This window comes from Enterobacter sp. BNK-14 (assembly GCF_047456095.1).
Lineage (GTDB): Bacteria > Pseudomonadota > Gammaproteobacteria > Enterobacterales > Enterobacteriaceae > Enterobacter > Enterobacter kobei.
On the sequence record NZ_CP179897.1, the window covers coordinates 2,095,930 to 2,114,859 of the forward strand.

Sequence of the window (18,930 nt, forward strand, 5' to 3'; positions counted from 1 at the left end):
GAAAAAAACGGGCCAACTGGCCCGTTTTTTTACTGACTGTCTTTCTGGATCTTCCTGATGATGTTGGTGGTTGAACATCCGTCCTCAAAGTTGAGCACCATCACTTCACCACCGTTGGCCCAGACCTCTTCGCTACCTGCGATTTGCTCCGGCTTGTAATCACCGCCTTTGACCAGCAGGTCCGGCAGAATGCCAGCAATCAGGCGCTGCGGGGTATCTTCTTCAAACGACACCACCCAGTCCACCGCTTCCAGCGCGCCGAGCACAATCATGCGCTGCTCCAGCGGGTTCACCGGACGTGTTTCGCCTTTCAGACGTTTGGTCGACGCATCGCTGTTGACCGCCACAATCAGACGATCGCCCAGCTTGCGCGCATTCGCCAGATAAGAGACGTGACCCGCATGAAGAATGTCGAACACGCCGTTGGTCATCACCACTTTCTCGCCGCGTTTACGCGCAGCGGCAACAGCCACTTTCAGCTCGTCTTCGGTCATGACGCCAAAACCGGTGTCGGCACGCCCGCGCACCGCGTTTTCCAGCTCGATAGGGGAAACGGTTGAGGTCCCGAGTTTGCCGACGACCACACCCGCCGCAGCGTTCGCGAAGTAGCAGGCCTCTTCCAGGGAGTTACCCGCTGCCAGCGTCGCCGCCAGCACGCCGATCACCGTATCACCGGCACCGGTCACGTCGTACACTTCCTGCGCCTGGGTTGGCATATGCAGCGGCGCTTTGCCCGGCTGCAGCAGCGTCATCCCCTGCTCGGAGCGGGTCACCAGCAGCGCAGACAGCTCGAAGTCAGCAATGATCTTCATGCCGCGTTCAACCAGTTCTTCTTCGGTTTTGCACTTGCCCGCCACCGCTTCGAACTCAGAGAGGTTTGGCGTCAGCAGCGTCGCGCCGCGATAGCGCTCAAAATCGGTGCCTTTCGGGTCAATCAGCACCGGCACGTTAGCGTTACGCGCCAGCTGAATCATCGTCTGCACGCTCGCCAGCGCACCTTTAGCGTAGTCGGACAGCACCAGCGCACCGATATTACCCAGCGCCTGGTTAATGCGCTCGTGCAGCGGCTCAGGATCAACGCCTTCAAACCCTTCTTCAAAGTCGAGGCGGATCAGCTGCTGGTTGCGCGACAGCACGCGCAGCTTGGTAATCGTTGGGTGGGTCGGAACAGAAACGAAGTCGCACTTCACGTTCACGTCCGCCAGCGACTTGCTCAGCGCACGCGCCGCATCGTCGATGCCGGTCAGGCCAACCAGACGCGACTGCGCGCCCAGGGAGGCAATGTTCATCGCCACGTTTGCCGCGCCGCCGGGACGCTCTTCAATGGTGTCGACCTTAACCACCGGTACCGGCGCTTCCGGAGAGATACGGCTGGTTGGCCCATACCAGTAGCGATCCAGCATCACATCCCCGACAACCATTACTCCAGCACGTTCAAACTCTGGCAGTGTTACTTTCATTCCTGACTCCAGAAAGATTCACAATTTGCGCGCGATAATATCACACTTGATTTGTTACGCACGGCTCCACCAGCCATTTCTGCCAGCTTGCCGTCACCTGGGCGCGCTCTGGGGCAAAACAGTCCAGCGCGACATGTCCCGGCTGCTCCTGCAACGCCAGGTGATGAAGTTCATCGCGCAGCGTGGTGTAGGCGCGGGTTAAGGCCTGCGCCTCTTGCTCGTCCATAATATCGTTTTGCGCCAGCAGTTCCAGAATGCGCACGTTATCCGACCAGCGCGTCAGCTTCGGCTTGTTGTGCGCGTGCAGCAGCACCAGATACTGAGTGATAAATTCAATATCGGTAATACCGCCCTCGTCGGCTTTTATATCAAAGCGATCGCGATGCTTATTGCCCAGATGCGCGCGCATTTTCTCGCGCATCTCGCGCACCTCGGTCTGCAAGGTACTGCCCTCGCGCGGGGTGGTCATGACCGCCTTGCGAATCGCATCGAACTGCGCGTGCAGCTGCGGATCGCCATAGACCACGCGGGCGCGCACCAGCGCCTGATGCTCCCACGTCCAGGCTTCGTTTTTCTGATAATCGGCGAAGGATTCCGTTGAGGTCACCAGCATGCCCGCCGCGCCGGACGGGCGCAGGCGCGCATCCACTTCATACAGAATGCCGGACGAAGTGCGGGTGCTGAACAGGTGCATAATGCGCTGGGCCAGGCGCAGATAGAACTGACGCCCGTCGATTTCGCGCTCGCCGTCGGTCATCACGTCCGCCGGGCAATCATGCAGGAAGATCAAATCCAGATCGGAGCTGTATCCCAGCTCCCAGCCGCCGAGCTTGCCGTAACCCACCACCGCGAAGCCGCGCCCTTCTCGATCGGCCAGATGTTTTGGCTGACCGTAGCGGGCCACCATCTGCACCCACGCCTGATGAACAACCGCGTCAATAATCGCTTCCGCAAGCCAGGTTAAGTGATCGCTCACTTTCATCACCGGCAGCGTTCCGGCAATATCGGCCGCCGCCACGCGCAGCATCTGTGCCTGTTTAAACTGGCGCAACGCCTCCAGCTGTTGCTCTTCGTCCTCTTCAGGCACGCGCAGCAAATACTGGCGCAGCTCGTCACGATACGCATCCGTCGCCGTCGGCTGATAGAGCGTGTTCGGGTCGAGCAGTTCGTCCAGCAGCAGCGGGTAACGCGCCAGCTTGTTCGCCACCATCGGCGACGCGGCGCAGAGCGTTATCAGGTGCTTCAGCGCGCCCGGAAACTCGCTCAATAGCTCAAGATAGGTGGTACGCGTGATAATCCCGCTCAGCAGCGGCATCATGCGCGACAGCGGCACCGGCGCGTCTTCTCGCGAGCAGACCTCGCTCAGCAGGTGCGGCATCAGATGATCCAGCACCTGACGACCGCGCGGCCCGATGGCGCGTTTGTTCAGTTCGAGACGGAAATCGGCAATTAAGGCCACCACACGATGGCGGGCATCATCGCTTAAGTGCGTCAGCACCGGCGTGGTGTCATCTTCCTGGAGCGCATCCTGCCACAGCTCGCGCCAGTGCTCGGAGAGCGCATCATCCGGGGATTCACTTTCATCGTCGCCAATCAGATCGTTAAAGATGCGGCGCACGCCTGCCATGTGTGCGTCCAGCGTTTCGGTCAGTGCCGCCCAGTCGTCCGCACCCATGCCCCAGGCCAGACGCGCCCGGTTCAGCTCATCGCCCGGCAAAGTCTGCGTCTGCTCGTCATTGATGCTTTGCAGCAAATTTTCCAGACGGCGCAGGAAAAGATAGGCTTCGCGCAGGGTTTGCGCGTCGCCGTCCGGCAGCAGGTGCAGTTGCTCAATGGCGCTCAGCGTCGGCAGAAGCGAGCGCGACTGCAGCGACGGCTCTCGCCCGCCGCGAATGAGCTGGAAGACCTGAACGATAAATTCAATTTCACGAATGCCGCCCGCGCCGAGCTTAATATTGTCCTTCAGCCCACGGCGGCGGACCTCGCGGGCAATCATCCCTTTCATATTACGCAGGGACTGGATCACGCTAAAATCAATGTAGCGGCGGAAAACGAACGGGCGCAGCATGGCGCGAAGTTCGTTAGCATAAGCGTCGTCGCTGTCGCCCATGATCCGCGCTTTGACCATTGCGTAACGCTCCCAGTCGCGCCCCTGTTCCTGGTAATAATCCTCCAGCGCGGCAAAGCTCAGCACCAGTGGACCGCTGTCGCCAAACGGGCGCAGGCGCATGTCCACGCGGTAGACAAAGCCGTCCTGCGTCGGCTGGTCCAGTGCCTTGATCAGACGCTGGCCGAGGCGGGTAAAGAACTGGGCGTTGTCCAGCTCGCGGCGCCCGCCGCGCGTCGAGCCGTTTTCCGGCCAGGCAAAAATCAGGTCGATATCTGAGGAGAAGTTCAGCTCGCAACCGCCCAGCTTCCCCATCCCCAGAATCAACAGCGGCTGCGGAACCCCTTCTTCACTGCACGGCGTGCCCCACTCTTTACAGCAGGCGGCGTAGAGCCAGTCTCGCGCGGCGATGATCAGCGTTTGCGCCAGCTCGCTCAACTGCTGCAACGTACTCTCTTCGCTCACCAGCGCCAGCGACTGCGCCCAGGCAATGCGTACCATCACCCGGCGGCGGAACTGACGCAGAACGCGCATCAGCGTCGCTTCATCAGCCACATCTGCCAGCGCGGCTTGCAGCCAGCTGGCATACTGCCGCCACTCGTTCGCCTGCGGCGGTGCGCTCTCCAGCTCTGCCAGCCAGTCCGGGTTGGCACTCACACTTTCCTGAACAAAATCACTGAACGTGAGCACGCTTTTGGCCTGCTCACTTAACGATGACGCCGGTAAAGACTCGGGCAGACGCTCGCAAACGGTCTGCCAGTGCTGCTGTAACTGCGAAGAAAGCGGCATATCAGGGGTTCCTTGCCAGAATTAACGTTTTCCGCTGTGCAGCCAGTACGGATCCTGCGAAATGGCCTCGTTGCGGAAATGCTCGATCTCAATCTGCTGACGGGTTTCAATGGCATGCTTGAGCCCCTGCCAGTTTTCCAGCCAGGCCTGCGCCTTCACGCCCTCATACGCCCCCGACAGCAGCAACATGCTGTCGATATTACGCGCCAGACGGGGAAGCTGATCGCCGTACTGGTCACCCAGCGGATGTGCGAAGGTCGTTCTCAGTTCGGCAGCGTGACGGGAAAGATGGATATCCGCGAAGCGTTTAAAATTATCCGCGATTTTGGTCTGCGCTTTTGCATCCAGGAAGCTGCGCCAGCCGCGCGTCACCAGAAACTCGGTCAGCGCCAGTTTTGCCGCGGCGTTTTGCGGGCTGTAGATCACCGTTTGCGCGGAGACATCGGAATGCATCAGCGTTTCAGTTTGGGTCAGCAGGTCACGTAAGTGAGCACTTGCTTTACGCGGTACGATACCGCCAAACAGTGCTAGGGCATGACGCACCAGCCCAATGGCGGCCAGCACCTGTTTGCTGGCATTTTTCACGTTACGCGCCCAGAGTTCCTCATGGTACTGCCATTGAGAGAGGGCCAGCTCCAGCGCCGCTTCCATGCCCTGTTCAATGCTGGCCTTCGGAACAACACGCAGAATCGGGGTCTCTCTCAGCAGGCGTGGCGCATTCCCGGCCGCCAAATGGTAACCGCGCGCCGCTTTACTCAGGCTGCCCTGACGTAAACCCGGCTGGCTCACCAGCTTGCGCGCCAGTTTCAGCACGTCGCTGGCATCCCCTTCCAGCAGTTCCAGCTCCAGCTCGCAAATAGGCTCCTGGAACTCACCCGCCTTCACTTCGCCTAAATCCAGCGCGATTTCAATGCGGCTCTTACCTTCCGTCACCAGCCATTTCTCACGGCAAAAATCGGTGCTGAACAGCGGCTGTACCTGCTCTGCCAGCGTGGCAGGCCGTTCACCTTCCGGCCAGACCTCCGCCGGGAAACGATCCAGCTCAAGTTCTGGCTTACTGATGTCGATATTGTATTCCGGGCGCTGGTGCAAACCGCCGACCACGCGGCCGGCGATTTTCATCGTCATCTCGTAGCGCCCGTTTGCGCCGCGGATGCGCAGCCCCATATCGTGGCTACGCAGCCAGTTGTCCGGCGTTTCGTAGTAGATGTTGAGCAACTGTACGGGTTCATGGTGCTCGCCGGAGAGCGTATGCAGATGCTGGCGGAGCGCGTCAACGCTGTCTTTTTCGACGATAAATTTTAATTCGATTTCCTGAGCCATAGCCTTGTACTTTTGCGGGCGTCACAGACGCGTCAATGAGGGCGAACTTCCTCGCCATTTGTTTGTCAGTACATAGTATTTTGCGCCAAATTGCCATGCAATGAGCAATTTGACGGGCGTAAATGTGTAGAGTCGTGACACAGATGATTCTGATTGCTGACGAATGCTTTGCGTAGAGACACTGTTGCCACTACTATCGTTCCACTATTTATGAAAATAACGACTAATGATGCTTAAATTACGCCTGATTGGACTTACTTTACTCGCTTTTAGCGCCGCAACCGCAGTGCACGCTGAAGAGAAGCGTTACGTTTCTGACGAACTGAACACCTGGGTACGCAGTGGCCCCGGAGATAATTATCGCCTCGTGGGCACGGTGAATGCCGGCGAGGAAGTCACCCTGTTACAGACCAACGCGGACACCAACTATGGTCAGGTTCGCGACAGTACCGGTCGTACTTCCTGGATCCCGCTGAAAGAGCTGAGCACCGTACCAAGCCTGCGCACGCGCGTTCCGGATCTGGAAAACCAGGTGAAGACCCTGACCGACAAGCTGAACAACATCGACGGTACCTGGAACCAACGCACCGCAGAGATGCAGCAGAAAGTGGCACAGAGCGACAGCGTGATTAACGGTCTGAAAGAAGAGAATCAAAAACTCAAAAACGAGCTGATCGTCGCGCAGAAAAAGGTAAACGCCGCGAATCTGCAGCTTGATGACAAGCAGCGCACCATCATCATGCAGTGGTTTATGTATGGCGGCGGCGTGCTGGGCGTGGGTCTGGTGCTGGGTCTGGTCCTGCCGCATCTTATCCCAAGCCGCAAGCGTAAAGACCGCTGGATGAACTAATTCGTCTTCTCTGCCAGACTTACGTATCATTCTGGAAAAGAGAAAACGGGAGAGTTGGGCGTGAAGAGTTATCTGGTCGGTGGTGCGGTACGTGATGCGTTGTTAGGTCTGCCGGTCAAAGATAAAGACTGGGTCGTCGTTGGCGCCACCCCGGAAGAGATGCTCGACGCGGGCTACCAGCAGGTAGGCCGCGATTTTCCCGTGTTTCTTCATCCGCAAAGCCGCGAAGAGTACGCTCTGGCGCGTACCGAACGGAAATCCGGCTCCGGCTATACGGGTTTCACCTGCTACGCCGCGCCGGACGTGACGCTGGAGCAGGATTTGCTGCGCCGCGATCTCACCATTAACGCCCTGGCACAGGACGAAAACGGCCAAATCATCGATGCCTACGGCGGGCGGGATGACCTGCGCAACCGTCTTTTACGTCACGTCTCCCCGGCATTTTCTGAAGATCCGCTCCGCGTTCTGCGCGTGGCGCGCTTTGCCGCGCGTTACGCCCATCTGAGCTTCCGCATTGCGGATGAGACGATGGCGCTGATGACGGCCATGACCGAGGCGGGCGAATTAGAACACCTGACGCCGGAGCGCGTCTGGAAAGAGACGGAAAATGCCCTGACCACCCGCAACCCACAGGTCTTTTTCCAGGTCCTGCGTGACTGCGGCGCACTAAAGGTGCTGTTCCCTGAAATCGACGCGCTGTTTGGCGTACCCGCGCCGGCAAAATGGCATCCGGAAATTGATACCGGTGTGCACACGCTGATGACGCTGAGCATGGCGGCCATGCTCAGTCCTGAAGTAGACGTGCGTTTTTCCACCCTCTGCCACGATCTCGGCAAAGGCTTAACGCCGAAAGAATTCTGGCCACGGCATCATGGTCACGGCCCGGCAGGCGTAAAGCTGGTAGAAGGGCTTTGTCAGCGCCTGCGCGTGCCGAATGAGATCCGTGACCTGGCAAAACTGGTCGCTGAATTCCACGACCTGATCCACACCTTCCCGATCCTGAAACCCGCCACTATCGTGAAGCTGTTCGATAATATCGACGCCTGGCGCAAGCCGCAGCGCGTGGAGCAGATCGCACTCACCAGCGAAGCCGACGTTCGCGGCCGCACCGGGTTTGAAGCATCCGATTACCCTCAGGGGCGACTGCTGCGCGAAGCGTGGATTGTGGCAAAAGCGGTGCCGACGAAAGACGTTGTCGAGGCAGGATTTAAAGGCCCGGAAATTCGTGAAGAGCTGACGAAACGGCGAATTGAGGCCGTAACGGCGTGGAAGGAAAAACGTTGCCCTCAGCCGAAAGACTGAGGGCAGTGGGTCATCAGAAGAAGACCACGTAAACGGCAGCCGCGACAATAAAGCGGTAGATCGCGAACGGAATGAACGAGATACGCTTAATCAGCTGCAGGAAGGTTTTGATGGCAATCAGCGCCACGATAAAGGCGGTGACAAAGCCCACGGCAAACATCGGAATGTCACCCGTGGTCAGGAAGCCAATGCTTTTGTAGAGATCCAGCGCGGTGGCGCCCATCATCATTGGCACCGCCAGCAGGAACGAGAACTCCGACGCCGCGTAACGGCTCACGCCCATCAACATCCCGCCGGAAATCGTTGCCCCAGAACGGGAGAAGCCCGGCCACAGCGCCAGACACTGGAAGCAGCCAATGATAAATGCCTGACGATACGTCATATCGTCCAGCCCTTCCGCACGCGGGGTTTTAGGCTTCAGCACTTCGGCAGCAATCAGCAGGAAGCCACCGACCACCAGCGCGTACATCACGTTAATAGGGTTAAACAGCGATTTGATGGCATCGTGGAAAACCAGGCCCAGCACCACTGCGGGGATCATCCCGAGCAGAATATGAATGAGCGTCAGGCGCCCCGAGCCTTCGCCTTCACGCTGCGGCAGACGGCCAAAGTGGATGCCGATCAGGCCAAACAGGCGACGCCAGAACATCACGACCACCGCCAGAATAGAACCGAGCTGAATGACGACTTCAAACGTCTTTGCGGTATCGCCTTCAAAGCCCAGCAGATGGCCAACGATAATCATATGGCCCGTACTGGAAACTGGCAAAAACTCCGTCAATCCTTCGACCACACCCAGTATTGCCGCCACCAGCAGCGAGTGCATATCGCTCATCTATAAACCCCTAAAAAGATATAAAAAAAACGGTCGCCCCAACGGCTCCCGTGAAAGATACAGCTATAAGACCGATATAACCTAAAATGGTTTAGCAATTATGACGTTAAATCTTGCCTTTCAGATTTGTGCCACGCTCGATAATCACGCCCACATTGGCCGCACGCGCTACCGCTCCCGGCTTGCTCAGCTTGATGCGCACCCACGGTGAGTTGAATTTGGTCAGCAGCAGTTCCGCCACCTCTTCCGCCACACGTTCCACCAGCGCAAAACGCTGTCCTTCCACATGGCCGATGACCGTTTCACTGATGTCGGCGTAGCTCAGACAGTCATTCACATCATCGCTTTTTGCTGACTTGCGGTTATCCCAGCCCATTTCGATATCGAACACTAACTTCTGCTCGATGGTCTGTTCCCAGTCGTAAACACCAATTGTGGTGATTACCGAAAGTTGCTCTATAAATACAATATCCATCACGACCTGCCTGCTTTTTGGCTAAACCGGATACCACTTCCGGCGAATTATGCGTATTATCCACAGATGCTGAGAATACAGATACATTTTCAAAACGGAACAGCGTTATGAGTGCAATCGCGCCTGGAATGATCCTCCTCGCCTATCTTTGCGGCTCAATCTCCAGCGCCATTCTGGTCTGCCGCATTGCCGGGTTACCTGACCCGCGTGAAAGTGGTTCCGGGAATCCGGGAGCGACCAACGTACTTAGAATTGGCGGCAAGGGAGCAGCCGTAGCGGTTTTGATTTTTGATGTTCTGAAAGGGATGCTACCCGTCTGGGGCGCTTATGCGCTGGGCGTCACGCCGTTCTGGCTGGGGCTCATTGCGATTGCGGCCTGCGTCGGCCACATCTGGCCCGTTTTCTTCGGTTTTAAAGGTGGTAAAGGCGTTGCAACCGCCTTTGGCGCTATCGCCCCTATCGGCTGGGATCTTACCGGCGTAATGGCGGGCACCTGGCTGCTCACCATCTTGCTGAGCGGTTATTCCTCGCTCGGCGCCATCGTCAGCGCGCTCATTGCCCCGTTTTACGTCTGGTGGTTCAAACCCCAGTTCACCTTCCCGGTGTCAATGCTCTCCTGCCTGATCCTGCTGCGTCATCACGATAATATTCAGCGTCTGTGGCGTCGTCAGGAGACCAAAATCTGGACGAAGCTCAAGCGAAAGAAAAAAGATCCGGAGTAAAACGCGCAACGCCGGCAGCAGAAAACGTATCCATAAGCGACTCATATGACAGCCTTCATTTCCGCCAGGGCATACTGAAACGTATCCCGATGGTGTGGAAATGGATGCAGCATGTTAGCAGCTCAGGTCACTGATAATACGTATAAAGGCTGGCAGGCATCGCTTGCCCTGCTGTTTTGTCACACCCCTGAGAAAACCCTCCTGCACGCCGCCCACCACGTCGGGCCGCTCACCGTTCAACGCCCGTTTTATCCCGAAGGGGAAACCTGTCACCTCTATTTACTGCATCCGCCCGGCGGCATTGTGGGCGGCGATACGCTGGACATTTCCGTTCGGCTGGACGCCAAAAGCCACGCGCTTATCACCATGCCCGGCGCCAGTAAGTTCTATCGCAGCAGCGGCCCGCAGGCCTGTCTGAATCAACACTTTTATCTCGATGATGGATCCACGCTGGAGTGGCTGCCGCAGGATACCATCCTCTTTCCCGGTGCCAATGCCGCACTGCGCTCCGTCTTCCACCTGAAGGGCTCCAGCACGCTGCTGGCGTGGGAGTTGTATTGCCTGGGTCGCCCGGTAATCGGTGAAACCTTCAGCCACGGCACGCTGGAGAGCCGCCTTGAGGTCTGGGTGGACGATGAACCGCGCCTGATTGAGCGTCAGCACCTGAGCGACGGCGATCTTGCGCCCGTTGACGGACATCCGTGGCTCGGCACGCTGCTGTTCTATCCGGCCGGGGAAACGCATCTTGATACGGTCCGCGAGCGCCTCGCACCGCTGGGAAATTATGCAGGTGCAACGCTTACCGACGATCTGCTGTCGGTGCGTTTCCTCTCCCACGATAACCTGATTTGCCAGCGGGTGATGCGCGACATCTGGCAGTCGCTTCGCCCGCTTCTCACCCCTAAAAATGCCTGTTCGCCGCGTATCTGGCAGACATAAGAGAAACGTTATGGAACTGACCCCCAGAGAAAAAGACAAGCTGTTGCTGTTCACCGCCGCGCTGGTTGCCGAACGCCGCCTTGCGCGCGGGGTTAAGCTCAATTATCCGGAATCGGTCGCGCTGATCAGCGCCTTTATTATGGAAGGCGCGCGCGATGGCGAAACCGTCGCCTCGCTGATGGAAGCGGGTCGTCACGTACTGACGCGCGACCAGGTAATGGAGGGCGTACCGGAGATGATCCCGGATATTCAGGTGGAGGCCACCTTCCCGGACGGCTCCAAGCTCGTCACCGTCCACAATCCGATCGTCTAAGGAGCACGTCATGATCCCTGGCGAATACCAGATCCAGCCCGGCACGGTTGCCCTCAACGTCGGGCGTGAAACCCAACAAGTGATTGTTGAAAACCACGGCGACAGGCCGATCCAGGTCGGATCGCACTATCACTTTTACGAGGTCAACCCGGCGCTGAAGTTCGACCGGGAAGCCACCAGAGGCTACCGGCTGAATATTCCGGCAGGCACCGCCGTGCGTTTCGAGCCCGGCCAGAAGCGGGAAGTCACGCTGGTACAGGTGACGGGCGCGCAGCGTATTTTCGGGTTTCGCGGCGAGGTGATGGGGGAGGTGAAAAATGGCTGACATTTCACGCCGGGCGTATGCCGATATGTTCGGCCCCACCATCGGCGATAAAGTGCGGCTGGCCGACAGCGAGCTATGGATCGAAGTGGAAGACGATCTCACGGTCTACGGTGAAGAGGTCAAATTCGGCGGCGGAAAGGTGATCCGCGACGGTATGGGCCAGGGGCAGATGACCGCCGACGACTGCGTGGATCTGGTGCTCACCAACGCGTTGATCGTCGATCACTGGGGGATCGTGAAAGCCGATATCGGCGTCAAGAACGGGCGGATCTTTGCCGTCGGTAAAGCCGGTAACCCGGATATTCAGCCCGGCGTGACGATCCCAATCGGCGCCGCAACGGAAGTGATTGCCGCCGAAGGGAAGATCGTGACCGCGGGCGGGATCGACACCCATATTCACTGGATCTGCCCGCAGCAGGCGGAAGAGGCGCTGGTTTCCGGCGTGACCACCATGATCGGCGGCGGCACCGGCCCTGCGGCGGGCACCAACGCCACCACCTGCACGCCAGGACCGTGGTACATCGCGCGTATGCTGCAGGCAGCCGATACGCTACCAGTGAATATCGGCCTCCTCGGCAAAGGTAATGGCTCTAACCCGGACGCCCTGCGCGAGCAGGTCGCGGCTGGCGCTATTGGGCTGAAGATCCACGAAGACTGGGGCGCAACGCCCGCGGCGATCAACTGCTCGCTGGAGGTTGCCGAAGAGATGGATATTCAGGTGGCGCTGCACAGCGACACGCTGAACGAGTCCGGGTTTGTCGAGGACACGCTGGCCGCGATTGGCGGGCGTACCATCCACACCTTCCATACCGAAGGCGCGGGCGGCGGCCATGCGCCGGATATTATCACCGCCTGCGCGCATCCGAATATTCTGCCCTCCTCCACCAACCCGACGCTGCCCTACACGGTGAACACCATCGACGAGCATCTCGACATGCTGATGGTCTGCCACCACCTCGACCCGGATATTGCCGAGGACGTGGCGTTTGCCGAGTCGCGCATTCGCCGGGAGACCATCGCCGCTGAAGACGTGCTGCATGATATCGGCGCGTTCTCGCTCACTTCGTCAGATTCACAGGCCATGGGCCGCGTGGGAGAAGTGATTATCCGTACCTGGCAGGTTGCGCACCGCATGAAGGTCCAGCGCGGCGCCCTGCCGGAAGAGACTGGCGATAACGACAACTTCCGCGTGAAGCGCTATGTCGCCAAGTACACCATCAACCCGGCGCTGACCCATGGCATCGCCCATGAGGTCGGTTCCATTGAGGCGGGCAAGCTGGCGGATCTGGTGGTCTGGTCACCGGCGTTCTTCGGCGTCAAACCTGCCACCATCGTCAAAGGCGGAATGATCGCCTGCGCGCCGATGGGCGATATTAACGCCTCGATCCCCACGCCGCAGCCGGTGCATTACCGCCCGATGTTTGGCGCGCTGGGTGCCGCGCGCCACGCCACCCGGCTGACGTTTATCTCCCAGGCCGCCAGCGCGAACGACGTTCCGCAGCAGCTCAATCTGCAAAGCGCCACGGCGGTGGTGAAAGGCTGCCGGACGGTGAAGAAGACCGACATGATCCACAACGGTTTACTGCCCAATATTACCGTCGATTCGCAAACCTACGAGGTGCGGGTCGACGGTGAACTGATAACCAGCGAACCGGCCGTCGTTCTGCCGATGGCGCAACGCTATTTCCTGTTCTGAGGAGTGATGATGATCTATTTAACCCAACGCCTGGACCACGCGCACCCGATTACCGCCAGCGTGACGCTGCCGATTGACGTGCGGGTGAAAAGCCGCGCCCGTGTGGCGCTGAACGACGGCCGCGACGCCGGGCTGATGTTGCCGCGCGGCCTGCTGCTGCGCGGGGGCGACCTGCTGACGACAGACGACGGTAGTGAGGTCATCGAAGTGATCGCAGCGGCAGAGTCGGTCTCCGTGGTGCGCTGCGCCGACCCGTTCCTGCTCGCCCGCGCCTGCTACCACCTGGGCAACCGCCACGTGCCGCTGCAGATCATGCCCGGCGAACTGCGCTATCACCACGATCACGTTCTCGACGACATGCTGCGCCCGTTCGGGCTGGAGGTGACCTTCGACTCCCTGCCGTTTGAACCGGAAGCGGGCGCCTATGCCAGCGATGCCCACAGCCATAGCCACTCTCACGCTCATTCACATTAAGGATTAATTATGCGCAAGCTCCTCCCCCTGTTACTGCTGGCCTTTTCCGTTCCGGCGCTCGCCCATCCAGGCCACGGTGCCGACAGCTTCCAGGCCGGTTTTTTCCATCCCCTGACCGGGCTCGATCACCTGCTGATGCTCACCGGCGCGGGCGTGCTCTCGGCGCTGAGTGGCCGCAAACTCCTGCTGCCGTTTGCCACTCTCGGGATGATGCTCGTTGGCGCTGTTGCAGGCAGTCTGCTCGGCGGATTTAGCGGCATGGAGATGCTGATTATCGCCTCGCTGGCGGTCTGCGGCGTGATGATGTTTAAAACTGAAAACCGTCTGCTGCTGGCGGTACCTGCTCTGGCGATGTTCCACGGCTGGGCACACGGTGTGGAGATGTCCGGCCACAGCTTCTGGCTTTTCACCAGCGGGTTTATGTTCGCCAGCGCCACGGTGCTGTGCGCCAGCTTCGCGGCAGGTTTACTGCTGCGCCGTCATGACGGCCTGCGTAAAACGTTCGGCGGTGGGTTGATTGTCTCTGCCCTGCTGGCGTTGATGAGCTGATGGAGCACGCCCGCCAGTGGCTGCGCCTGATGCAGCTCTCCAGCAGTAGCCTGCCGGTTGGGTCGTTTACCTGGTCGCAGGGGCTGGAGTGGGCGGTAGAGGCAGGCTGGGTCACGAATGCCGACGCCTTTAAACGCTGGCAAATCCAGCAGATGGAGCAGAGCTTTTACTGCGTCGATCTGCCGCTCTTTACTCGCCTGTATCTCGCCTGCGAACAACAGGATTGGGTGGCGGCAAAACGCTGGACGGCATACCTGCTCGCCTGCCGGGAAACGCGCGAGCTGCGCGATGAGGAGCGCAACCGTGGCGCGGCCTTTACGCGCCTGATTAAAAGCTGGGAGCCAGACTGCCCGACTGAATGGCTGACACTGTGTATGCAGAGCCAGCTCTGCGGCATGGCGTGGCTCGGCGTGCGCTGGGGCATTGGCGCGCGCGAACTGGCGCTCAGTCTCGGCTACAGCTGGATTGAGAGCGCGGTGATGGCGGGCGTTAAGCTGGTGCCGTTTGGGCAGCAGGCGGCGCAGCAGTTGATTATCGACCTGAGCGACCACTTCGCCGCCGGGTTCGAAGAGGCATTTTTACGTGACGACGACGCACTGGGCGCAGCCACGCCGCTGTCTGCCATCGCCTCCGCGCGGCACGAAACACAATATTCACGACTATTCCGTTCCTGAGGAGTCAACATGGCTGATTACAAACATCCCCTGCGCGTCGGCGTCGGCGGCCCGGTAGGGTCGGGTAAAACCGCCCTGCTGGAAGCGCTCTGCAAGGCAATGCGCGATACATATCATCTTGCGGTAGTCACTAACGATATCTACACCAAAGAGGATCAGCGCATCCTGACCGAGGCGGGCGCACTGGAGCCGGAGCGCATTGTTGGCGTGGAGACCGGCGGCTGCCCGCATACCGCCATCCGCGAAGATGCCTCGATGAACCTGGCGGCGGTGGAAGCGTTAAGCGAGAAATTCGGCAATCTGGACCTGATCTTCGTCGAAAGCGGCGGGGATAACCTGAGCGCGACGTTCAGCCCGGAACTGGCGGATCTCACTATCTACGTGATCGACGTGGCTGAAGGGGAAAAAATCCCGCGTAAGGGCGGGCCGGGGATCACCAAATCTGACTTTCTGGTGATCAACAAAACCGATCTCGCACCCTACGTGGGTGCGTCGCTCGACGTGATGGCGCGCGATACCAACCGCATGCGTGGCGAACGTCCGTGGACGTTTACCAATCTGAAAGCGGGTGACGGTCTGGCGACGATTATTGCGTTTCTGGAAGAGAAAGGGATGTTGCGGGTGTAATGCGGTTTATCGCCGGGTGGCGGCTTCGCCTGACCCGGCCTACGGTTTTGTAGGCCCGGTAAGCCCAGCGCCACCGGGAAAAAAACTCACGCCTCAGGCAGTTCCGCCAGCGGCCAGCGCGGACGCACGGACACGCTCAGGTCAGACGTTGCCCCCGCGTTCAGACGCACCATCCCGGCGTAAGCGATCATCGCGCCGTTATCGGTACAGAACTCTGGACGGGCATAAAACACTTCCCCGCGACGCTTTTGCATCATCTCAGCCAGCTTCGCGCGCAGCGTGCGGTTGGCGCTGACGCCGCCCGCCATCACCAGACGCTTAAAGCCGGTCTGATCCAGCGCGCGCTTGCACTTGATCATCAGCGTATCGACCACCGCATCTTCGAACGCGCGGGCGATATCGGCACGGGTCTGTTCGCTGTCGTCGTTATTACGAATCGTATTCGCCGCGAAAGTTTTCAGCCCGGAGAAGCTAAAGTCCAGCCCTGGACGGTCGGTCATCGGACGCGGGAAGACAAAACGCCCTTCCGTTCCCTGCGACGCCATTTTCGAGAGCATCGGGCCGCCAGGATAATCCAGCCCCAGCAGCTTGGCGGTTTTGTCGAACGCTTCACCGGCGGCGTCGTCGATCGACTCGCCCAACAGCGCGTATTTGCCAATGCCCGTTACGCTAATCAGCTGCGTATGACCGCCGGAAACCAGCAGCGCAACAAAGGGGAACTCAGGCGGATTCTCTTCCAGCATCGGCGCCAGAAGGTGACCTTCCATATGGTGAACCGGAATGGCCGGCACGTCCCACGCGAACGCCAGCGAACGGCCTACCGTCGCGCCAACCAGCAGCGCGCCCACCAGACCCGGACCCGCGGTATAGGCCACGGCATCAATATCAGTTGAACGTAACCCGGCCTCTTTCAGCGCCGCCTGAATCAGGGGAACCGTTTTACGCACGTGGTCACGAGAGGCCAGTTCCGGCACGACGCCGCCGTAGTCAGCGTGCAATTTCACCTGACTATACAGTTGGTTGGCCAGAAGGCCTTTTTCGTCGTCGTAAATGGCGATGCCGGTTTCATCGCAGGATGTTTCAATACCCAGTACACGCATGACTTGTTTTACCTCGTTTCACTACCGCGCAGTGTAGAGCCTGGGCGGGGTGATGTAAAACTTTGTTCGCCCCAGGAAGAAGGCTCGTGTATACTCCTCACCCTTATTAAAGTCCCTTTCAAAATCGCATCGGTGCTTTACAAAGCAGCAGCATTTGCAGTAAAATTCCGCACCATTTTGAAATAAGCTGGCGTTGATGCCAGCGGCAAACCGAATTTATTAAAGGTGAGAGTTACATGCCGGTAATTAAAGTACGTGAAAACGAGCCGTTCGACGTAGCACTGCGTCGCTTCAAACGTTCATGCGAGAAAGCAGGTGTTCTGGCTGAAGTTCGTCGTCGTGAGTTTTATGAAAAACCAACGACCGAACGTAAGCGCGCTAAAGCTTCCGCTGTGAAACGTCACGCGAAGAAACTGGCTCGCGAAAACGCACGCCGTACTCGTCTGTACTAATCGCTTGAGGGCTTCAGTCCTCAATTGACAGACAGAGTAGTAGTCGTAAGGCCGTGCTTCCGGAAGGAATGCGCGGCTTGTTTTCGTTTATAAGTCGCTTAAATTTTTGGGGCATATGGCCGGAAGAATCCCACGCGTTTTCATCAACGATCTGCTTGCCAGAACCGACATCGTCGATCTCATCGACGCGCGGGTAAAGCTGAAAAAGCAGGGCAAGAACTACCATGCGTGCTGTCCGTTCCATAACGAAAAAACCCCCTCTTTCACCGTTAACGGTGAAAAGCAGTTCTACCATTGCTTTGGCTGTGGCGCACACGGTAATGCCGTCGATTTTTTGATGAACTACGATAAGCTCGAGTTCGTTGAAACCGTCGAAGAGCTGGCGGCGATGCATAACCTTGAAGTGCCGTATGAAGCAGGCAGTGGGCCAAGTCAGATCGAGCGCCATCAACGGCAAACGCTGTATCAACTGATGGATGGCCTGAATTCGTTTTACCAACAGTCTCTTAAGCACTCTGCGGCTGAGCCTGCGCGTCAATACCTGACAAAGCGCGGACTGAGCGACGATGTGATTGCGCGTTTCGCTATTGGTTACGCCCCGCCCGGCTGGGACAACGTGTTAAAACGTTTTGGCGGCAATAGCGAAGATCGTAAGTCTCTCATCGACGCAGGCATGCTGGTCACCAACGACCAGGGACGAAGCTACGACCGCTTCCGTGAACGGGTGATGTTCCCGATCCGCGATAAGCGTGGCCGGGTGATTGGTTTTGGTGGTCGCGTGCTGGGTGATGCCCTGCCGAAATACCTCAACTCCCCGGAAACCGATATTTTCCATAAGGGCCGCCAGCTTTACGGTCTTTATGAGGCGCAGCAGGATAACGCGGAACCTCCGCGTCTTCTGGTCGTCGAAGGCTATATGGACGTTGTCGCGCTGGCGCAGTACGACATTAACTACGCGGTGGCGTCATTAGGAACGTCCACGACGGCAGACCATATCCAGCTGCTGTTTCGCGTCACCAACAACGTGATTTGCTGTTACGACGGTGACCGCGCAGGACGCGATGCCGCCTGGCGTGCGCTGGAAACGGCGCTACCGTATATGACCGACGGGCGTCAGCTACGCTTTATGTTCCTGCCGGATGGCGAAGATCCGGATACGCTGGTGCGTAAAGAGGGCAAAGCGGCGTTTGAAGCGCGGATGGATCAGGCTCAGCCGCTCTCCACGTTTCTGTTTAACAGCCTGATGCCGCAGGTGGATTTAAGTACCCCTGACGGGCGCGCGCAGCTCAGTACGCTGGCGCTGCCGTTAATCAGCCAGGTGCCCGGCGAAACGCTGCGTATCTATCTGCGTCAGGAGTTAGGCAACAAGCTCGGCATTCTGGATGACAGCCAGCTTGAACGTTTAATGCCTAAACAGGCTGAAAACGGCACGGTTCGCCCCGCGCCTCAGCTAAAACGCACAACCATGCGTATACTGATAGGGTTACTGGTACAAAACCCCGAACTTGCTCCGCAAGTGCCATCGCTGGCGGGTTTGAACCACGAAAAATTGCCCGGACTTGGCTTATTTTCAGAACTGGTCAACACGTGTTTGTCTCAGCCAGGTCTGACCACCGGACAACTTTTAGAACATTATCGCGGCACAAAAGAGGCCGCTACCCTTGAAAAATTGTCGATGTGGGACGATATAGCAGATAAGGACATTGCAGAAAAAACGTTCACCGACTCGCTCAACCATATGTTTGATTCGATGCTTGAGTTGCGCCAGGAAGAGTTGATAGCTCGCGAGCGCACGCACGGCTTAAGCAGCGAAGAACGCCGGGAACTCTGGATGATTAACCAGGAACTGGCGAAGAAATAAGTGAAAGACAAAAGTATTTAACGGCTTAAGTGCCGAATATCGATCGGGGAGCCCCCG

The 18,930-nt window shown here is 58.4% G+C and carries 19 protein-coding genes; 13 read left to right on the forward strand and 6 right to left on the reverse strand.

The features are described 5' to 3' along the window. Positions 1-29 precede the first annotated feature (29 nt). Genes hldE through ACMGGM_RS09975 form a run of 3 tightly spaced genes read right to left on the reverse strand, consistent with a single transcriptional unit; the run spans position 30 to position 5,679 of the window. Positions 30-1,460 (reverse strand): bifunctional D-glycero-beta-D-manno-heptose-7-phosphate kinase/D-glycero-beta-D-manno-heptose 1-phosphate adenylyltransferase HldE, encoded by a 1,431-nt coding sequence (hldE, locus tag ACMGGM_RS09965; protein ID WP_014885269.1) that lies wholly within the window; start codon positions 1,458-1,460, stop codon positions 30-32. A gap of 40 nt (positions 1,461-1,500) precedes the next feature. Beyond that, complete coding sequence (glnE, locus tag ACMGGM_RS09970; protein ID WP_059373174.1) at positions 1,501-4,356, reverse strand: bifunctional [glutamate--ammonia ligase]-adenylyl-L-tyrosine phosphorylase/[glutamate--ammonia-ligase] adenylyltransferase; 2,856 nt, start codon at positions 4,354-4,356, stop codon at positions 1,501-1,503. A gap of 21 nt (positions 4,357-4,377) precedes the next feature. Then, complete coding sequence (locus ACMGGM_RS09975) at positions 4,378-5,679, reverse strand: inorganic triphosphatase (protein WP_014885271.1); 1,302 nt, start codon at positions 5,677-5,679, stop codon at positions 4,378-4,380. 229 nt (positions 5,680-5,908) lie between these two features. Between ACMGGM_RS09975 and ACMGGM_RS09980 the strand changes: the two genes are divergently transcribed. Continuing rightward, the gene (locus ACMGGM_RS09980) at positions 5,909-6,529 is read left to right on the forward strand and encodes a TIGR04211 family SH3 domain-containing protein (RefSeq protein ID WP_014885272.1); all 621 of its coding nucleotides are present in this window, start codon (positions 5,909-5,911) and stop codon (positions 6,527-6,529) included. A gap of 60 nt (positions 6,530-6,589) precedes the next feature. Continuing rightward, complete coding sequence (locus tag ACMGGM_RS09985) at positions 6,590-7,831, forward strand: multifunctional CCA addition/repair protein (RefSeq protein ID WP_050861953.1); 1,242 nt, start codon at positions 6,590-6,592, stop codon at positions 7,829-7,831. A gap of 13 nt (positions 7,832-7,844) precedes the next feature. Here ACMGGM_RS09985 and bacA read toward each other — a convergent pair whose 3' ends face one another. Both bacA and folB read right to left on the reverse strand, forming a co-directional pair. Further along, a complete protein-coding gene (gene bacA / locus ACMGGM_RS09990; RefSeq protein ID WP_014885274.1) occupies positions 7,845-8,666 on the reverse strand; it encodes an undecaprenyl-diphosphate phosphatase in 822 nt (273 codons plus the stop codon). A 106-nt stretch (positions 8,667-8,772) separates the two neighbouring features. Then, complete coding sequence (gene folB, locus ACMGGM_RS09995) at positions 8,773-9,141, reverse strand: bifunctional dihydroneopterin aldolase/7,8-dihydroneopterin epimerase (RefSeq protein ID WP_014885275.1); 369 nt, start codon at positions 9,139-9,141, stop codon at positions 8,773-8,775. A 107-nt stretch (positions 9,142-9,248) separates the two neighbouring features. On the opposite strand from folB, the gene plsY reads away from it, so the two are divergent. The 9 genes from plsY to ureG all read left to right on the forward strand — a co-directional run bounded on the left by plsY (position 9,249) and on the right by ureG (position 15,460). Next, the gene (plsY, locus tag ACMGGM_RS10000; RefSeq protein WP_014833311.1) at positions 9,249-9,863 is read left to right on the forward strand and encodes a glycerol-3-phosphate 1-O-acyltransferase PlsY; all 615 of its coding nucleotides are present in this window, start codon (positions 9,249-9,251) and stop codon (positions 9,861-9,863) included. Positions 9,864-9,974: 111 nt separating this feature from the next. Further along, a complete protein-coding gene (locus ACMGGM_RS10005) occupies positions 9,975-10,802 on the forward strand; it encodes an urease accessory protein UreD (protein ID WP_063943566.1) in 828 nt (275 codons plus the stop codon). A 10-nt stretch (positions 10,803-10,812) separates the two neighbouring features. Further along, positions 10,813-11,115: an urease subunit gamma gene (locus ACMGGM_RS10010; protein ID WP_003862556.1), complete on the forward strand. Its 303-nt coding sequence runs from the start codon at positions 10,813-10,815 to the stop codon at positions 11,113-11,115. Positions 11,116-11,125: 10 nt separating this feature from the next. Further along, positions 11,126-11,440 (forward strand): urease subunit beta, encoded by a 315-nt coding sequence (locus tag ACMGGM_RS10015; protein ID WP_014885277.1) that lies wholly within the window; start codon positions 11,126-11,128, stop codon positions 11,438-11,440. After that, complete coding sequence (ureC, locus tag ACMGGM_RS10020; RefSeq protein WP_063943564.1) at positions 11,433-13,136, forward strand: urease subunit alpha; 1,704 nt, start codon at positions 11,433-11,435, stop codon at positions 13,134-13,136. Before ACMGGM_RS10015 ends, ureC begins: the two co-directional genes overlap by 8 nt. Before the next feature lie 9 nt (positions 13,137-13,145). After that, a complete protein-coding gene (gene ureE / locus ACMGGM_RS10025) occupies positions 13,146-13,610 on the forward strand; it encodes an urease accessory protein UreE (protein ID WP_023337818.1) in 465 nt (154 codons plus the stop codon). A gap of 9 nt (positions 13,611-13,619) precedes the next feature. Then, entirely contained in the window at positions 13,620-14,159 is a 540-nt protein-coding gene (locus tag ACMGGM_RS10030) for a HupE/UreJ family protein (RefSeq protein ID WP_014885280.1), read from the forward strand. Beyond that, complete coding sequence (locus ACMGGM_RS10035) at positions 14,159-14,833, forward strand: urease accessory protein UreF (RefSeq protein ID WP_014885281.1); 675 nt, start codon at positions 14,159-14,161, stop codon at positions 14,831-14,833. Before ACMGGM_RS10030 ends, ACMGGM_RS10035 begins: the two co-directional genes overlap by 1 nt. 9 nt (positions 14,834-14,842) lie before the next feature. Further along, positions 14,843-15,460, forward strand: a complete 618-nt coding sequence (gene ureG, locus ACMGGM_RS10040) for an urease accessory protein UreG (RefSeq protein WP_014885282.1) — start codon at positions 14,843-14,845, stop codon at positions 15,458-15,460. Between the two features lie 86 nt (positions 15,461-15,546). Here the strand turns inward: ureG and tsaD are convergent, their stop codons facing one another. Continuing rightward, positions 15,547-16,560 (reverse strand): tRNA (adenosine(37)-N6)-threonylcarbamoyltransferase complex transferase subunit TsaD, encoded by a 1,014-nt coding sequence (gene tsaD / locus ACMGGM_RS10045; RefSeq protein ID WP_014885283.1) that lies wholly within the window; start codon positions 16,558-16,560, stop codon positions 15,547-15,549. 236 nt (positions 16,561-16,796) lie between these two features. Here tsaD and rpsU point away from each other — a divergent pair, with 236 nt between their 5' ends. Next, positions 16,797-17,012: a 30S ribosomal protein S21 gene (rpsU, locus tag ACMGGM_RS10050; RefSeq protein ID WP_001144069.1), complete on the forward strand. Its 216-nt coding sequence runs from the start codon at positions 16,797-16,799 to the stop codon at positions 17,010-17,012. Positions 17,013-17,127: 115 nt separating this feature from the next. Further along, entirely contained in the window at positions 17,128-18,873 is a 1,746-nt protein-coding gene (dnaG, locus tag ACMGGM_RS10055; protein WP_014885284.1) for a DNA primase, read from the forward strand. The last annotated feature ends 57 nt before the right edge of the window (positions 18,874-18,930 follow it).